Raw genomic sequence first — 16,047 nt, 5'->3', positions numbered from 1 at the left:
CCGTAGGCGCGAGCTCAGATCGCCCGGAAGTCCCGGACCGAGAAGCGTGGGGCGCGGCGGGGCGGGACACGGCCGGAGAGGAGGATCAGGCGGGCGGCGCGGTGGCGCTGGCCGGCGTAGGGGGCCAGCAGCTCCAACATCGCCGCGTCGTCGGTGCCGTGCTCACCGGTGAGGGCGTAGCCGATGATCTTCGGGAGGTGCAGATCGCCGACCGTGATCGCGTCCGGGGTGCCGTTGCTGCGCTGCAGGGTCTCCGCCGCCGTCCACGGGCCGATGCCCGGGATGGCCTGCAGCCGGGCCGAGGCCGCGGCGAGGTCCATGGCCGCGGCCTCCTCCAGGCGCCGGGCGGCCCGGACGGCCCGCAGGATCGTCGACGAGCGCTTGGCGTCGACCCCCGCCCGGTGCCACTCCCACGACGGGATCAGCGCCCAGTCGCGCGGCTCCGGCATGACCCGCAGCCGCTCGGCGGGGCCGGGCGCGGGCTCGCCGTGGCGCTGCAGCAGCAGCCGCCAGCCCCGGTACGCCTCGTCGCTGGTGACCTTCTGCTCCAGGATCGAGGGGATCAGCGACTCCAGCACAAGACCGGTGCGGATCAGCCTGAGGCCGGGGTGGTGGCGGTGTGCCTGGTGCACCAGGCGGTGGCGGGGGGTGAAGGCGGAGGGGTCGTCCTCGGCGCCGAGCAGGGCGGGGAGGTGGTCGAGCAGCCAGTCGGCGCCCGGGCCCCAGGCCTGCGCCTGGACCGCCTCGCCGCGCTGGACGAGGCGTATCGTCCCCGCGCCCTGGGGGGTGCGGCTGGCCCGCCAGACGGCGCCGTCGGCGGCCACCTGGAACGCCGGGTCCCCCGGTCCCCGCCGCAGCACGCTCAGGCTGCGCGCGAGGTCGTACGGACCGGAGGGGGTCCAACTGCGGTGGGCGGGCACACCGCCAGCCTACGGCCCGCCCCCGACACGCCCGCACAAGCCCTCACCGGACCTCCGCCGGACCTCGCCGGACCTCACTGGTCCGACGAGAAGCGCACCGCCCCCGCCGGGATGTCCGCCCCGCACCACACCCGCACCCCGTCCCGCAGCTCGTTGTCCGGCCCCACCAGCGCGCCGTCCCCGACCACCGCGCCCTGCAGCACCGTACGGGCCCCGATCCGGGCCCGCGCGCCGATGAGGGAGTCGCGGACCTGCGCGCCCTCCTCCACCACCGCGCCGGCCAGCACCGTGGAGCCGTCGATGCTGGCGCCCGCGCCCACCCGGGCCGCGGGGCCGATGACCGTGCCGCCGGTGACCTTGGCGTCGTGCGCCACCTGCGCGCTGTCCAGGATCAGCCGGTCGCCGCAGCGGCCGGGGACCGCCGGGGAGGGGGCGCGGCCCAGCACCAGGTCGGCGGAGCCGCGGACGAAGGCCTGGGGGGTGCCGAGGTCGAGCCAGTACGTGGAGTCGACCATGCCCTGGAGGTGGGCGCCCGCGGCCAGCAGGCCTGGGAAGGTCTCGCGTTCTACGGAGACGGGGCGGCCGGCCGGGATGGTGTCGATCACCGAGCGGTTGAAGACGTAGGCGCCCGCGTTTATCTGGTCGGTGACGATCTCCTCGGCGGTCTGCGGCTTTTCGAGGAAGGCGGTGACGCGCCCGGTGGGGTCGGTCGGCACCAGCCCGTACGCGCGCGGGTCGGTGACGCGGGTGAGGTGCAGGGAGACATCGGCGCCGGTGGTGCGGTGGGTGTCGACGAGGGCGCGTATGTCGAGGCCGGTGAGGATGTCGCCGTTGAAGATGAGCACGGGGTCGTTCGGGCCCGAATGCAGCCGGGAGGCGACGTTGCGGAGGGCGCCGCCGGTGCCCAGCGGCTCCCGCTCCGTCACGTATTCCAGGTGCAGGCCGAGTGACGAGCCGTCACCGAAGTACGGTTCGAACACCTCGGCCAGGTACGACGTGGCGAGCACGATGTGCTCGACCCCGGCCGCACGGGCGCGCGCCAGCTGGTGGGTGAGGAACGGGACGCCGGCCGCCGGGACCATCGGCTTGGGGGTGTTCACCGTCATCGGCCGCAGCCGGGTGCCCTTGCCGCCGACCAGGAGGATCGCTTCTGGCGTCGCTGGCGCTGTGGTCACGTATCGTCTCTGCTTCCTGCTGGGGCTCGCCGGGTCGGCGGCCAGTGTATGCAGACCCTGAGTACCCGGCCCGCGCCTGGTCAGCGCCCTGTCTCAGCGCTCCTGCGTCAGCGGCCCTGCAGCCGGGAGGCCGTGCTGCGCACGGTGCCGAGCTTGGCGTACAGGGCGCTGCCGGGGCAGTCGGTGTTGTAGCCGTCGCGGTGTCCGGAGATGACGCGCAGCTTGGCCTTGGTGCCCTTCTTGTACCGGTTGCCGCCGGCGGACTTCAGCCGTGCGGTGCCGCTCGGATTCCGGCCGAACAGGCCGAGCTTCCAGGCGGCGAGCTTGGCCACGGCCTTGACCGCCTTCTTGGCGGGCTTCTTGGAGGAGTGGGTGCCGAGCACCGCGATGCCCATGCTGTTCTTGTTGAATCCGAGTGTGTGCGCGCCCTGAACTGCCTTCGACACGCCCCCGGATCTGCCCTCATAGATGTTTCCGCACTTGTCGACGGCGAAGTTGTAGCCGAAGTCACGCCACCCCATGCTCTTGACGTGATAGCGGTAGATACTTCGCATAATGGAGGGCGCCTGCGAGCAGCTGTACGCGTTGCCCGTCACGGTGTGGTGGACGAAGGCGACCTTGACGGTCTTGGTGTAGCGGTGGCCCTTCTCACGCAGCTTCTCATCGGCGCCCCAGCCGGCGCGGGTGACGATACGGGGCCGCGGCGCGGTGTACCGATGGGCCGAGCTGGTGCTCGGCTGCTCCTCGGGGAGCTCCAGCGGGGGCGGGGTGGAGGGTTCGGAGGTGAGCTCGGTGGGCTCCGGCCGCGGGGGCGCCGGCGGGACCGACGGGTCGTCTGGGTCGGCCTGCGGGGCCTCGGGCGACGCGGAGAGGTCCGCCGGGGGGTGCTCCGTCGCGGGCTCGGAGCCGACGCCGGAACCGGGCTCGGAGCTGAGCCCGGAGCTGGGCTCTGAGCTGGGCTCGGAGCTGGGCTCGGAGCTGGGCTCGGAGCTGGGGTCGGTGGTCAGCGGCCGGGTGAGCGTCGCGGGGCCCCGGCCGGGGTCGACGAGCTCAAGGCGGAGCCCGGAGGGCAGGCCGACCGGCTGGGCGGAGAGCGCATGGGAGCCGCCGCGGGGGCTGACCCGGGCCTGGACGCCGTTGGAGTCGCCGACCCACAGGGGTGTGGTGCCGCCGCGCCGGCGGCCCCCCGCGCTCTCGGGCGAGTCGGGGTCGGGGGCGTCGTCATCGAGCGCTTCCAGGTCGCGCCAGGCCGACCAGGCGCCGGTGGCCGCCTCGCGGGTGCGCACCTGCACCTGGCCGCGCAGCCGCGCGGAGGCGTCGTCCCAGACCACGCCGACGAGGGAGAAGGGCCGCACGTTCCGCGGCTCGACCCCGAGCACGGCGCCGGACGACATCGCCGCGCCCCGGTCGAGACCGCCGCCGCCGAGTGGGAGCAGTGGCAGCGACTGGGTACTGCCCAGTGAATCCGTCCCGCCCGTGCGGTCCGGGCGGGCGGGGGCCGGATTGAGGGTGAGGGGGAGAGCGAGGGCGGCGGTGCACGCGACGCCGATCGAGGATGCCAGAAATGCACGCATGGGAAAAATACTGGACATAACACAACAAATCTGTCCATTCGGGAAGGCGGTGGACGCACCCGCGAACCGGCGCCCCCAGCCCCGCACTCCACCTGTGGCGCGCCGTGGCGCCGCGTACTCTGGCGCCGATGAACGCTACTGATCGCACCCCCGCCGACCTGCTGCGATCCGCGCTCGCCGCGGATCCGGCGCGTCCGCTTGTGACCTTCTACGACGACGCGACCGGCGAGCGCGTCGAACTGTCCGTGGCCACCTTCGCCAATTGGGTGGCGAAGACCGCGAACCTCCTCCAGGGCGACCTCGCCGCCGCGCCCGGCGACCGACTGGCGTTGCTGCTGCCCGCCCACTGGCAGACCGCGGTGTGGCTGCTGGCCTGCTCCTCCGTGGGCGTGACGGCCGAGGTGGGCGGCGACCCGGCCGCCGCGGACCTCGTGGTCAGCGGCCCGGACACGCTGGAGCAGGCGCGCGCCTGCTCCGGGGAGCGGGTGGCGCTGGCGCTGCGCCCCCTGGGCGGGAGGTTCCCGCAGCCGCCTGAGGGCTTCACGGACTACGCGGTGGAGGTGCCCGGCCAGGGCGACCGCTTCGCGCCGTACGTGCCGGTCGACCCGCACGCCCCCGCGCTCACCGTGGCCGGCTTTGAGCTGACGGCCGCGGAGCTGGTGGAGCGGGCGCGCGCCGACGCCGCCGGGCAGGGGCTCGGCCCCGGCTCCCGGGTGCTGTCCGGGCTGCCGTACGACACCTGGGAGGGGCTGTCGTACGGGCTGTACGCGCCGCTGGCCACGGGCGGCTCGGTGGTGCTGTGCCGCCACCTGGACCGGCTGGACGAGGGCCGCCTCGCCGAGCGCCGGGCCAGTGAGCGGGTCACCGCGACCGCCCCCTAGGGCCTGTCGCCGGGGAAACCCGGCCGGCCCCTGACCCGTCCGGCGGACCCGTGGGCCGAGCCCCCGGGCTCCGCCGCCCGCCCCGCGCGATGATCGACGCGACGTACAACCATGTGCGGGGTTCGCATGTCTGCTCCAGTAATCACGGCCCCTGCACGGGCCGATGCCGCTCCTCCCGGCCGAGGAGGTGGACGGGTGGGAGGACGCAGACGTGACGGCGGAGAGCACGGAAGAGACACCGGCACCGAAACGAAGACGCCGAGGCCGCTGGCTGCGTCTGCTCGCGCTCGCGGTGGCCGTGCTGGTGCTGTCCGGGGCCGGGGCGGCCTGGTGGGTCTACGAGCACCTGAACGGCAACATCAAGACCGACACCCGCACCTACAACGAGCTGCGGAAGTACGAGGCCGAGCGGCCGGTGGCAGTGGTCAGGGACGCACAGAACATCCTGCTCATCGGCTCCGACAACCGCGGCGGCAAGGGCAACGGCAAGTACGGCAAGGACACCGGCACCCAGCGCTCGGACACCACGATCCTGCTGCATCTGCAGGCCGGCGGGAAGAGCGCCACCGCCGTCTCCATCCCGCGCGACCTGATGGTGGACATCCCCAGCTGCACCCAGGCGGACGGGAAACGCGGCAAGGCCAGGTTCGCCCAGTTCAATTGGGCGTTCGAATTCGGCGGGCCGGCCTGCACGATCCGCACCGTCGAAAAGCTCACCGGCATCCGCGTCGACCATCACATGATCGTGGATTTCAGCGGCTTCAAGAAGATGGTCAACGCCGTCGGCGGCGTCGAGGTGTGCCTGAAGGAGTCCATCGACGACGACGAGGCGCATCTGCGGCTGCCCGCCGGCCGCCAGGTCCTCCACGGCGAACAGGCCCTCGGCTATGTCAGGGCGCGCTACAGCATCGGCGACGGCAGCGACACCGAGCGTATCGGGCGACAGCAGGAGTTCCTCGGCGCGCTTGTGAAGAAGTTGCAGAGCAATGGTGTACTGCTGAATCCGACCCGGCTGTATCCGGTGCTCGACGCCGCGACGTCCTCACTGACCACGGATCCGGGCCTGAGCTCGCTCAAGGACCTGTACGACCTGGCAAGCGGAGTGCGGCACATCCCCCGCGAGAAGATCCGGTTCCTCACGATTCCCCGGCAGCCCTATACCTACGACCGGAACCGCGACGAGCTGGTCCAGCCCGATGCCGACCGGCTCTTTCGGCAACTGAGGCTGGATCGTCCGGTGTCGGTGGCCAAGAAGGTCACCCACGCCTCCGGCGACGACCCGAAGAGCGGGAAGTCCACACCGTACGAAGGAACCACCGCGGCCCATGACATGTGCCGATAAAAGCTCCAAATGGTACGCTCAACGATTCCTCAAAGATCTGGAAAGGATTGGGCAGATTGCCCAGTTGTAGGGAAGTGGAATTTGTCACCGGCGTCGCTTGACGCTGAACTGGGCGGATAGTGTGAGCGATCCAGTGCGCTTACCAGGTGGCCGCGCACTACCTTTTGACGATCGACCGGTGCGCCTTGAGGGGGAGGCGCCGCGTGGCACCAACGGAGGACTCAGGGGACCGTGGACGCGCAAGGCCATGGGCAGGCGGATGATTTTGATCCCGCCGATCAGTGGGTGTTCGACCCGAACACCGGCAGCTATGAGCTGCGGCTGAATCCTGCCGGGGATTCAGCTGACATAACCCCTCAGGACCCGCCGGCCTCCAGACCCAGGAGCCGCCGCCGCGCCGCCCCCGAGCCACCGCCCGCGCCGTCGCGCGGGCGGCGCAGGGCGGCGGGCAAACCGGAGAAGCCGACCGGCCCCACCAGCCGCCGCAAGCCGAAGCCGAAGAAGTCCAAGGCGAAGAAGGCGCTGTACTGGACCAGCGGCACCCTCGCCTTCATCCTGGTCGGCGGGTCCGTCGCGGCGTACCTCGTCTACCAGCACCTCAACAACAACATCAAGAAGATCGACGTCGGCGAGAACAACGCCGCGGTCAGCGACGGTCCGATGAACATCCTGGTCATCGGCACCGACAAGCGCGACGGCAAGGGCAACGAGGGGTACGGCGACGCGGGGAGCGTCGGCCACGCCGACACCACCCTCCTCTTCCATGTCTCCGCGGACCGGACGAACGCGACCGCGCTGTCCATTCCGCGCGACATGATCACCGACATCCCGGAGTGCACCACCAGGAAAGACGGCACCAAAAAGACCATCCGGGGCGAGGAGGGGGTGCGCTTCAACACCAGCCTCGGGCAGGAGGGGCGCGACCCCAGCTGCACCTGGGCGACCGTCGAGAAGATCACCGGGCTGGAGATCAACCACTTCTTGATGGCGGACTTCAACGCCGTCAAGACGCTCTCCTCCGCGGTCGGCGGGGTCGAGGTCTGCCTGGGCAAGGACATCGACGACCCCAAGTCGCATCTGAAGCTCAGCGAGGGCCGGCACACCATCGAGGGCGAGCAGGCCCTGGCGTTCGTACGGACCCGGCACAGCGTCGGCTTCGAGAGCGATCTGGACCGGATCAAGCTGCAGCAGCAGTTCCTCAGCTCGATGATGCGCAAGATGAAGTCGAGCGGCACCCTGACCAGCCCCTCGAAGATGTGGGACCTGGCCAACTCCGCCACCAAGGCACTGACGGTGGACACCGGCATCGGCACCGTGAACAAGCTCAAGGACCTGGCGCTGAACCTCAGCAAGGTCGACCTGAAGAACGTCACCTTCGTCACCGTCCCGGTGGTCGACAACACCGACGGCGCCACGGTGAAGCTCGACGAGGCCAAGGCGGAGCCGCTGTTCGCCATGGTCAGGCAGGATGTGTCGCTGACCGAGGTGAAGAAGAAGGAGAAGGCCGACAAGGCCAAGCAGGCCGCCAAGCTCAAGGGCCCCAAGGCCGACCCGGCGAACGTCCGGGTGAAGGTCCTCAACGGCAGCGGAAAGATGGGGGCCGCCCAGGAGACCGTCGACTGGATGCAGAACAGCGAGGGAATGCTCCGGTCCAGCAACGGCGGAAACGCTTCGGCAGACCTGAAGAAGACGACGCTGGAGTACGCCCCGAACCAGGCCGACCAGGCCCGCCGCCTGGCCGACAGCATGGGGCTGCCCGCCTCCGCCCTCAAGGAGGGCACCAAGGACGCCGCTCCCATGGCGGAGATGACCCTCACGCTCGGCGCGGACTTCAAGGGCGCCGGAACACCGATCACCGCTCCGGCAAAGGCGCCGAAGGACATTCAGAGAGTCGAAGCGGACGACAAGAGCGTCTGCGCGAAGTAATCACCGCCGGCCATCGGAGCACCCTCACCCATCGGGCCGGAACCACCATTGATCAACAGGGGAGGCCCGGTGCGGCAGAGCAGTGTGCGGGGGGAGGGCCCCCGTCGGCGGGTGCCCGAACCCCGTGACGGGGGCGGGGACCGCGACCCGCGCGAGGAGAACGGCACCGGCGAGCAGCGTGACGCCGAGGCCCGGGACGGCTCCGCGGCCGAGGACACCGCGAGTGCCGCCGGGGCGGGGGCCGGCGGCCGTGCGGCGTCCCGGCGCGCCGCCCGCGCCGAGTCCGCGGGCGGCGGGCGCCGCCGCAAGGGCAAGGGCCCGCGCCGCAAGAGGAGCAAGGGTGTGCGAATACTTCGCTGGACCGCGCTGACCCTGGCCGTGCTGATAGTCGGCGCGGCCGGCGCGGGCTATCTCTACTACGAGCACCTGAACAGCAACATCAAGAAGGCCGAGCTCGACCTCGGCGACAGCAAGCTCACCAAACCGGAGCCGAACGCCGCGGGCCAGACCCCTCTCAACATCCTCCTGATCGGCCAGGACAGCCGTAACGACAAGGAGAACCTCAAGCTCGGCGGTGCCAAGAAGGACGTCGGCCGCAAGGGGCTCGCCGATGTGCAGATGCTGGTGCACGTCTCGGCCGACCGCAGCAACATGACGGTGATCAGCATCCCGCGCGACACCCGGGTCACCATCCCCAAGTGCACGGACCCGAAGGACGACCAGGTCTACGAGAAGACGGTCCGCCCGATCAACGAGTCGCTCACCCACGGCGGCCCGGGGTGCACGGTGGCCACCTGGAAGGAGCTCACCGGCATCTACATCGACCACTTCATGATGGTCGACTTCAAGGGCGTGGTGGACATGGCGGACGCCATCGGCGGCGTCCCGGTGTGCGTCGACAAGAACATCTACTCCCACGACAGCCGCGGCCACGGCTCCGGGCTGAAGCTGACCAAGGGCACCCACCCGGTCAAGGGCGTCCAGGCCCTCCAGTGGCTGCGGACGCGGTACGGCTTCGAGGACAACACCGACATCGGCCGGGCCAAGGCCCAGCACATGTACATGAGCTCCATGATCCGGCAGCTCAAGTCCGGCACCAAGCTCTCCGACCCGGGCCAGCTGATGGACCTGGCGGAGGCCGCGACCAACGCGCTCACCGTCGACCACGGCCTGGGCACCGTCAAGAAGCTCTACGACCTGGGCAACGACCTCAAGCGGGTGCCGACCAAGCGGACCACGATGATCACCATGCCGTGGGAGTACCGCGACGGCGGCGGCTTCGAGTACCCGGTGCCCAAGCCCGGCGACGCCGAGAAGACCTTCTCGCTCATCCGCAACGACATCGCGCTGGACGGCAAGGACAAGAAGAAGAAGGACAAGGTCCCGGCCCCCAGCATGGACAAGGGCGAGCTCCCGGTGGTCGTGCAGAACGGCACCGGCTCCACCGTCCTGGGGCCGGCCTCCGGCCGGGCCAGTGACATCACCGGCGAGCTGGGCCGGCTCGGCTATGCCAAGGCCACCGCCAACCGCGAGCTGACCTCGCAGGCCGACACCACCATCAGCTACCCGGGCGAGGCCAAGCAGGGCGACGCGCTGGCCGTGGCCAAGGCTCTGGGGCTGCCCAAGAGCGCGGTCAAGGAGTCCAAGTCGGTCACCGAGGTGACCCTGGTCGTCGGCAACGACTGGCGCGAGGGCACGGCCTTCCCGAAGTCCGAGGCCGATGACGAGGACAAGGCGCCCGAGATCGCCGACAAGACCAACGGCGAGGAGAAGAAGTGCATGACGGTCAACCCGGACTACACCTTCTGAGCACGCGCTCCTGAGCAGGCAGAAGGGGCCGGAACCAGGGAAACCTGGTTCCGGCCCCTTCGGCGTACGCGGGTCCGGGGGTGGGCTACTGGCCCACCGTGACCGCCGGGCGCCGGCTGGCGATGACCTTCCTGGCCAACGACCGCGGGCTGGTGAGGAAGCCCCAGCCCCACGACATGTGCATGGTCACCAGCGCCACCGGGATGAGCAGCCGGGCCTTCAGCGGAAGCCCCTTGCCGGCCGGGACGGAGCCCGCCGCGATGGCCGCCAGATAGCCGCCCGGCACCAGCAGCCCCCACGGGGTCAGCGCGGCGCCGACCACGACCCCCGCCGCGATGGCGACGACGGCGGTCGGCGGCGCCAGATAGCGCAGGTTGATCGAGCCCTGGTGGAAGCGGGCCACCACATGCCGCCAGCGGCCGTAGTCCTTGTACTGCTTGGCCAGCGCCCGCACATTCGGACGCGGCCGGTAGGAGACCCGGAGCTCGGGCGAGAACCAGATCAGCCCGCCCGCCTCACGGATCCGGAAGTTCAGCTCCCAGTCCTGGGCCCGGATGAACTCCTCGTTGTAGCCGCCCTGCTGTTCCAGCACCTCGCGGCGGAACACCCCGAGGTACACGGTCTCGGCCGGGGCCGCCTCGCCGCCGGTGTGGAAGGCGGCGTTGCCCACGCCGATCTTCGAGGTCATGGCGGCGGCGACGGCCCGCTCCCAGTCGTTCTCGCCCTCGGCGTGCATGATGCCGCCGACGTTCTGCGCGCCGGTCTCCTCCATGAGCCGCACCGCGGTCGCGATGTAGTTCGGCGACAGCATGCCGTGGCCGTCGACCCGCACCACCACCGGGTGGCGGGACGCCTTGATCGCGGCGTTCAGGGCGGCGGGGGTGCGGCCCGTGGGGTTGGGGACCGTGTGCACCCGCGGGTCCTCGCGCACCAGCTCGGCGGCGATCTCGTCGGTGCGGTCCGTGGACGGGCCGAGGGCGATCACCACCTCCAGTTCCCCGGCGTACTCCTGCTCCAGGATGTGCCGGACGGAGTTGCGCAGATGACGTTCCTCATTGAGCACCGGCATGATCACGGAGACGGCCGGGAGCTGATGCGGGGGCATGGCACCTCGGGGGTTGGGGGGAGACCCCCCAAAGACTGCGGTTGGCGAATTCGAGAGGCCACGTTACCGCGAATGGGGGACACCGGAGCGCGCCGCCCGGGTGGCAGCGGGCGGGGTAGGCGGCGTGGGGCCACCGAACCGCTCATCGTATGGCCCTACGGTGTCGGCGGTTGTGCCCCGCAGTCCCGCCAGGCCCCTCGCCGCCCGCCAGGCCCCTCGCCCGTCACGGAGGTCCCCCGCAGTGAGTGCACCGGCCCGCCCGCCGCGTCCCCGGCAGCCCTCCTGGCCCCGCTGGGGCCTGCGGATCGCCACGGGCGCCGCCGCCCTGGTACTGCTCGCCGGCGGCGTGGGGCATCTGCTGGTCACCGAATTGGAGTCCGGCATCCACCGGGTCGACGCCTTCGGCGGCCTCGACGAGCGGCCCGTGGACAGCGACCAGGGCGTCAACATCCTCGTGGTCGGCACCGACGGCCGGGACAAGATCACCCGCGCCCAGAAGCGGCGCTACCGGCTGGGCGGCGCGCCCTGCCACTGCACCGACACCATCATGCTGGTGCATCTGTCGGCCGACCGGGACCGCGCCAGCGTGGTCAGCCTCCCCCGCGACTCGTACGCCCGGATCCCCGCCTACACCACCCCGTCCGGGCGGGTGCGCCCCGCGCACCACCAGAAGCTCAACGCCGCCTATGCCGAGGGCGGCCCCAGCCTGACCGTGCGCACCGTCGAGCACATGACCCGGGTGCACATCGACCACTACCTGGAAGTGGACTTCACCAGCTTCATGAAGACCGTGGACGTGGTGGGCGGGGTCACGGTCTGTACGACGCGGCCGCTCAAGGACCCGTACACCGGTCTGAACCTGCCGGCCGGCACCCATGCCCTGGACGGCGGCCAGGCGCTGCAGTACGTACGCTCCCGGCACCTCGACGGCGCCGCGGACCTGGGCCGGATCCGGCGCCAGCAGCGGTTCCTGGCCGCCGTCATCCACCAGGTGACCGGCAGCGGCACCCTGCTGAACCCGGTGAAGTTCGGCCGGGTCGCGGCCACCCTGTTCCGCTCGGTCCGCGCCGACCGCGGCTTCGGCGCGGCGGACATGGTCGCGCTCGGCCAGGCCATGCGCGGCTTCACCGTCGAGTCCTCGGAGTTCGTCTCGGTCCCGGTCCGGCTCCCCGGCACCCCGGTCAAGGGCCTGGGCTCGACGCTCCGCTGGGACCGGGTGCGGGCCGCGCGCCTGTTCAAGGCCCTCCGGGAGGACCGCCCGCTCGCCGTCCACCGCCCCAAGCGGCGGCGGGCCACCCCGGTCGACGTGCCCCCCGCCCAGGTCCGCGTCCGCGTGTTCAACGGCACCAGCACCACGGGGCTGGCCCGGCGCACCCTCCGTGCGCTGCGCGCCCACGGCTTCGCCACCACCGGGGCCCCGGCGGACGCCGCGTCCTCGGGGGTGCGGCGCACGCTGATCGAGTACGACCCGATCTGGAACCGTTCGGTGCGCACCCTGGCGGCCGCCCTGCCCGGCGCCCGGCTGAAGCCGGTGGCGCGTCAGGGGTCGGTGATGCGGGTCACGCTGGGCTCGGACTTCCGGGCGGTGCATCCGGTGCGGCCCGAGGACCCCGCGGCGGAGAAGGGCGCCGGCACGGCCTTCAACGGCGCCGAGGTCTCCTGCCCCTAGGGGTGCGGACGGTGCCGGTGTTACGGAGGGGGCGGGTGTCGTGGGCCCCCGCCGGCTGCGGCTCCCGGGCGGCCGAGCCGGCCCGCCGCCCGCCCACGTACAGCCCGATCAGGGCCGTCAGCAGGGCCAGGATCTGGGTGCACAGGCCCACCAGGGCCGTCGCGATCGCCGGCACATTGGCCTGGAGCTTCGTCCCGACCTGTGCGGTGCCCTGCCGCGCCCCGGGCAGGGCCGCCGCGCTGTGCAGGGCGGCGGGCCGCCAGAGCGCCCTCGGCGGCCCGCCCTGCGGCTGCTGCTGGGGTTGCTGGGGCTGGTCCGGCTGGGGTTGCTGGGGCTGCGGCTGCTCGGGCTGGTGCGGTGACTCCTGGGGCCCGGGTGAGTTCGTGCCGGGGCCGCTGGTCGGGGGTGAGGTGGGGGGCGAGGTCGGGGGCGAGGTCGGGATGATGTCGGTGACCGGCGGGGTCGTCGTGCCCGGCGCCTGGCCGGGTGTGGTGGACCACGTGGGGTTGGGTTCGGGGGTGACGGTGCGCACGGGCTTGATCGTCAGCGTGACGAGTCCGCCCGCGTTGATGACCGTCCCGCCGACCATCAGACCGGCGGCGACGAGCAGCGTGGTGGCCGGGATGCGGATGACGGCCAGGGAACCGGCGCGGGGAAGGCGTGGCATGCGCCCACTGTACGAACCAGGGGTAATCGTGCCGTCACGCACCGTTGCGCCTGTCGGGGGCAACCCGGGGACGGCCCCGCGGCGCCTCAGGCGTCCTCGATGCCCTCCGCGGCCCGCTGGGCCCGCAGCTCCTTGATCGCGCGGCGCCGGGCGAGCCGGTGCGTACGCCTGATCTGGGCCTCCTCGTACCGCCGCTTGTCCCGCTCGGTCTCCGGTATGACCGGCGGCACGGTCCGCGGCTTGCCGTCGGCGTCGACGGCCGCGAAGACCAGATAGGCGCTGCCGACCTGGGTCGCGGGCGTGGACTCGTTCCACCGCTCGGCCATCACCCGCACCCCGATCTCCATCGAGGACCGCCCGGTCCAGTTCACCTGGGCCTTCACATGGACCAGGTCTCCGACCCGGACGGGCTCCAGGAACGCCATCTCGTCCATCGAGGCCGTGACGGCGGGCCCCTCGGAGTGGCGCCCGGCGACCGCCCCCGCCGCGTCATCGACCAATTTCATGATCACGCCGCCGTGCACGGTGCCGAGGAGATTGGTGTCACTGCCGGTCATGATGTGGGAGAGGGTGATGCGTGCGGCGGACGTGGGCTTACCCGGAATGTCTGACTCCGGATTCGGGGCCTGAATGGTCATGGCCTCAACCATATGCCGGGCGGATTCTTATCAGGTCTGCAACAGCCGTGCCCCGATCCGGCACCCGCCCTGTAAGGCGACCACCCGGGGAAGGCACACTTCCCTGCATGACTGATTGGCCCGACGGGTGGACGAGCGACCGCAGGGACCGGTACGGACGCGGCAGCGGCAGCGCCGAACCGGAAGGCGCCCGCGCCATGCCGCAGGTGCGGCGCGCGGGCCAGGGCGTCGGCGGCCCGCCGCGCCAGGCCGAGCCGCCGCTGCCCCCTGAGCTGTCGCCGCGCGGCCCCGTCCCGCACCAGCAGCGGGCGGCCCAGGACTACGACGAGTACGGCGGCCACGCCGACGACGGCTACAACACCGGCCAGGTCTACGGGCACGGCGCGGGCGGCCCCGGCGCCCCGGGCGGACCCGGCGGACCGGGCGGCCGCGGCGGCGCCCCGCGCGCGGCCCGGCCCAAGAACTGGAAGCGCCGGATAACCATCGGCCTGATCACCTTTGTCGTGCTGCTGCTCGCGGTCGGCGTCGGCACCTACTTCTGGGCCGACTCCAAGCTCCGGCGCGAGGTGGACCTCGGCAAGGTCGAGGACCGGCCGGAGGGCGGCAAGGGCACCAACTACCTGATCGTCGGCTCGGACAGCCGTGAGGGCCTGTCCGCCGAGGAGAAGAAGAAGCTGCACACCGGCTCCGCCGACGGCCGCCGCACCGACTCGATCATCCTCCTGCACGTCGGTGACAACGGGAACACCATGGTCAGCCTGCCCCGTGACTCCTGGGTCACCATCCCGGCCTTCACCGGCCCGGACACCGGCAAGCGGTACCAGAACTCGCAGAACAAGCTGAACGCCTCCTTCTCCATGGCCGGCCCCGAGCTGCTGGTCCGCACGGTCGAGTACAACACCGGACTGCACATCGACCACTACGCGGAGATCGGCTTCGACGGCTTCGCCAAGATCGTCGACTCGGTCGGCGGCGTCGAGATCGACGTCCCGCAGGACATGAAGGAGAAGCACGCCGGCACCAACCTGAAGAAGGGCAAGCAGACGCTGAACGGCACGGAGGCGCTGGCCTTCGTCCGCCAGCGCTACGGCCTGGCCGGCGGCGACCTGGACCGCACCAGGAACCAGCAGAAGTTCCTGTCCGCGCTGGCCAACAAGGCCGCCACGCCGAGCACCGTCCTCAACCCCTTCAAGCTCTACCCGACCATGGGCGCGGGCCTGGACTCGCTGATCGTGGACAAGGACATGAGCCTGTGGGACGTGAAGGACATGTTCTTCGCGATGAAGAGCGTCTCCGGCGGTGACGGCAAGCAGATGAACATGCCCGTCTCCAACCCGGGGCTCGCCACCTCCAAGGGCAGCGCGGTCCAGTGGGACATGCCGAAGGTCAAGCAGCTGGTGGAGGAGCTGAAGAACGACGAGAAGGTGACCGTCTCCAGCAAATAAGGCCACCGCGAGACCTCCGCGCGGAACATGAACGGCTGCCGCACCCGGTTCGGGGCGGCAGCCGTTCGCGTTCCACGCCGTACGCGCCACGAGCGTGCGTCGGCTACGGCTGCGCCGTCCCGCCGAATCCGGCCATCCGCTTGCTGCTCAGCACCCACATGAGCAGCAGACAGCCCAGCAGCACCCCGAAGTAGAGGGCCGTCGTGCCGTCGACCGGGCCGAAGAACACCTGCCGCAGCAGCGACGAGGCGTAGAAGGCGGGGTTCACCCAGCCGATCCAGACCAGGAAGTCCGGCAGCAGATGGGCCGGGACCGCCACGGGCCCGAGCGAGACCATGGCCAGGACGGACAGCAGGCTCAGCGAGCCGGCCTCCTCCAGGCTGTTCGCCCGGCTCCCGAGCCACGCGCCGTAGCCGACGAACGGCAGGACCACCGCGAGCAGCACGGGGACGGCCAGCGGCGACACGCTGACGTCCAGCCCGAGGATCAGCACCCCGAACAGCGTGGTGCACACCAGCGCGGGCAGCGCCAGCAGGGTGAACGCGGCCGCCGTGGCGACGAGGAACGCCTGCGGGCGCACCGGCAGCGCGGCGTAGAAGTCGAAGGCGTCGTTGAACTTCATGAAGGCGAAGTTGCCCGCGACCTTGTTCTGCGTCTCGAAGAGCAGCGCCAGGGTCAGGCTGCCGACGAATACCTGATGCACCGCCTGCCCGCCCGACTCCTTGGCGAAAACCCCCATCGCGGCCAGGGTGAGGACGGGCGCCACCATGCCGGTGATCACCATGCCCCGCCAGGACCACCGCCAGTTGGAGAGCTGCACCAGGAACAGGGTCCACACCGCGCGATGGAACGGAAGCGGCGCGCGATCGATTTCCGTGTCGACTTCCGTATCCGTT

The 16,047-nt window shown here is 71.3% G+C and carries 13 protein-coding genes; 6 read left to right on the top strand and 7 right to left on the bottom strand.

The window, feature by feature from the left end; all coding sequences use genetic code 11:
• Window positions 1-14: 14 nt before the first annotated feature.
• From ACFZDL_RS34715 to ACFZDL_RS34705, 3 genes are all read right to left on the bottom strand, one after another.
• The gene (locus ACFZDL_RS34715; RefSeq protein WP_353594320.1) at window positions 15-920 is read right to left on the bottom strand and encodes a DNA-3-methyladenine glycosylase 2 family protein; all 906 of its coding nucleotides are present in this window, start codon (window positions 918-920) and stop codon (window positions 15-17) included.
• 74 nt (window positions 921-994) lie between these two features.
• The gene (locus ACFZDL_RS34710; RefSeq protein ID WP_353594321.1) at window positions 995-2,095 is read right to left on the bottom strand and encodes an NDP-sugar synthase; all 1,101 of its coding nucleotides are present in this window, start codon (window positions 2,093-2,095) and stop codon (window positions 995-997) included.
• A gap of 107 nt (window positions 2,096-2,202) precedes the next feature.
• Window positions 2,203-3,669, bottom strand: coding sequence for a peptidoglycan recognition protein (locus ACFZDL_RS34705; RefSeq protein ID WP_353594322.1), 1,467 nt, complete (start codon window positions 3,667-3,669; stop codon window positions 2,203-2,205).
• A 128-nt stretch (window positions 3,670-3,797) separates the two neighbouring features.
• Between ACFZDL_RS34705 and ACFZDL_RS34700 the strand changes: the two genes are divergently transcribed.
• The 4 genes from ACFZDL_RS34700 (at window position 3,798) to ACFZDL_RS34685 (ending at window position 9,627) form a co-directional block, all read left to right on the top strand.
• Window positions 3,798-4,550: a TIGR03089 family protein gene (locus ACFZDL_RS34700; protein ID WP_353594323.1), complete on the top strand. Its 753-nt coding sequence runs from the start codon at window positions 3,798-3,800 to the stop codon at window positions 4,548-4,550.
• A 163-nt stretch (window positions 4,551-4,713) separates the two neighbouring features.
• Entirely contained in the window at window positions 4,714-5,892 is a 1,179-nt protein-coding gene (locus tag ACFZDL_RS34695) for an LCP family protein (protein ID WP_391193301.1), read from the top strand.
• Between the two features lie 231 nt (window positions 5,893-6,123).
• Complete coding sequence (locus tag ACFZDL_RS34690; RefSeq protein WP_353594325.1) at window positions 6,124-7,818, top strand: LCP family protein; 1,695 nt, start codon at window positions 6,124-6,126, stop codon at window positions 7,816-7,818.
• Between the two features lie 111 nt (window positions 7,819-7,929).
• Window positions 7,930-9,627, top strand: a complete 1,698-nt coding sequence (locus ACFZDL_RS34685) for an LCP family protein (protein WP_353594326.1) — start codon at window positions 7,930-7,932, stop codon at window positions 9,625-9,627.
• 85 nt (window positions 9,628-9,712) lie between these two features.
• Here the strand turns inward: ACFZDL_RS34685 and ACFZDL_RS34680 are convergent, their stop codons facing one another.
• On the bottom strand, window positions 9,713-10,732 hold the full coding sequence (locus ACFZDL_RS34680) for a glycosyltransferase family 2 protein (protein ID WP_353594327.1): 1,020 nt from the start codon (window positions 10,730-10,732) through the stop codon (window positions 9,713-9,715).
• Between the two features lie 241 nt (window positions 10,733-10,973).
• Here ACFZDL_RS34680 and ACFZDL_RS34675 point away from each other — a divergent pair, with 241 nt between their 5' ends.
• A complete protein-coding gene (locus ACFZDL_RS34675; protein WP_353594328.1) occupies window positions 10,974-12,401 on the top strand; it encodes an LCP family protein in 1,428 nt (475 codons plus the stop codon).
• On the opposite strand, the gene ACFZDL_RS34670 is transcribed toward ACFZDL_RS34675, so the two are convergent.
• A complete protein-coding gene (locus ACFZDL_RS34670; RefSeq protein WP_353594329.1) occupies window positions 12,373-13,068 on the bottom strand; it encodes a hypothetical protein in 696 nt (231 codons plus the stop codon). The two genes, ACFZDL_RS34675 and ACFZDL_RS34670, sit on opposite strands and share 29 nt — an antisense overlap.
• Before the next feature lie 86 nt (window positions 13,069-13,154).
• Window positions 13,155-13,706, bottom strand: a complete 552-nt coding sequence (locus ACFZDL_RS34665) for an acyl-CoA thioesterase (protein ID WP_353594330.1) — start codon at window positions 13,704-13,706, stop codon at window positions 13,155-13,157.
• A 107-nt stretch (window positions 13,707-13,813) separates the two neighbouring features.
• On the opposite strand from ACFZDL_RS34665, the gene ACFZDL_RS34660 reads away from it, so the two are divergent.
• Complete coding sequence (locus ACFZDL_RS34660; RefSeq protein WP_353594331.1) at window positions 13,814-15,151, top strand: LCP family protein; 1,338 nt, start codon at window positions 13,814-13,816, stop codon at window positions 15,149-15,151.
• Window positions 15,152-15,254: 103 nt separating this feature from the next.
• Here the strand turns inward: ACFZDL_RS34660 and ACFZDL_RS34655 are convergent, their stop codons facing one another.
• Window positions 15,255-15,989, bottom strand: coding sequence for an ABC transporter permease (locus tag ACFZDL_RS34655; protein WP_353594332.1), 735 nt, complete (start codon window positions 15,987-15,989; stop codon window positions 15,255-15,257).
• Window positions 15,990-16,047: the final 58 nt, after the last annotated feature.

This window comes from Streptomyces sp. NPDC007917 (genome assembly GCF_042959105.1).
GTDB lineage: Bacteria > Actinomycetota > Actinomycetes > Streptomycetales > Streptomycetaceae > Streptomyces.
The sequence above is the reverse complement of the archived record's forward strand: the minus strand, read 5'-3'. Positions and strand labels throughout refer to the sequence as shown.

What these genes read in the sequence shown, in the direction of transcription:
- ACFZDL_RS34705 (WP_353594322.1), bottom strand. Translation starts at nt 3,669, where the DNA reads ATGCGTGCATTTCTGGCATCCTCGATCGGCGTCGCGTGCACCGCCGCC.
- ACFZDL_RS34700 (WP_353594323.1), top strand. Translation starts at nt 3,798, where the DNA reads ATGAACGCTACTGATCGCACCCCCGCCGACCTGCTGCGATCCGCGCTC.
- ACFZDL_RS34695 (WP_391193301.1), top strand. Translation starts at nt 4,714, where the DNA reads ATGCCGCTCCTCCCGGCCGAGGAGGTGGACGGGTGGGAGGACGCAGAC.
- ACFZDL_RS34680 (WP_353594327.1), bottom strand. Translation starts at nt 10,732, where the DNA reads ATGCCCCCGCATCAGCTCCCGGCCGTCTCCGTGATCATGCCGGTGCTC.
- ACFZDL_RS34670 (WP_353594329.1), bottom strand. Translation starts at nt 13,068, where the DNA reads ATGCCACGCCTTCCCCGCGCCGGTTCCCTGGCCGTCATCCGCATCCCG.
- ACFZDL_RS34665 (WP_353594330.1), bottom strand. Translation starts at nt 13,706, where the DNA reads ATGACCATTCAGGCCCCGAATCCGGAGTCAGACATTCCGGGTAAGCCC.
- ACFZDL_RS34660 (WP_353594331.1), top strand. Translation starts at nt 13,814, where the DNA reads ATGACTGATTGGCCCGACGGGTGGACGAGCGACCGCAGGGACCGGTAC.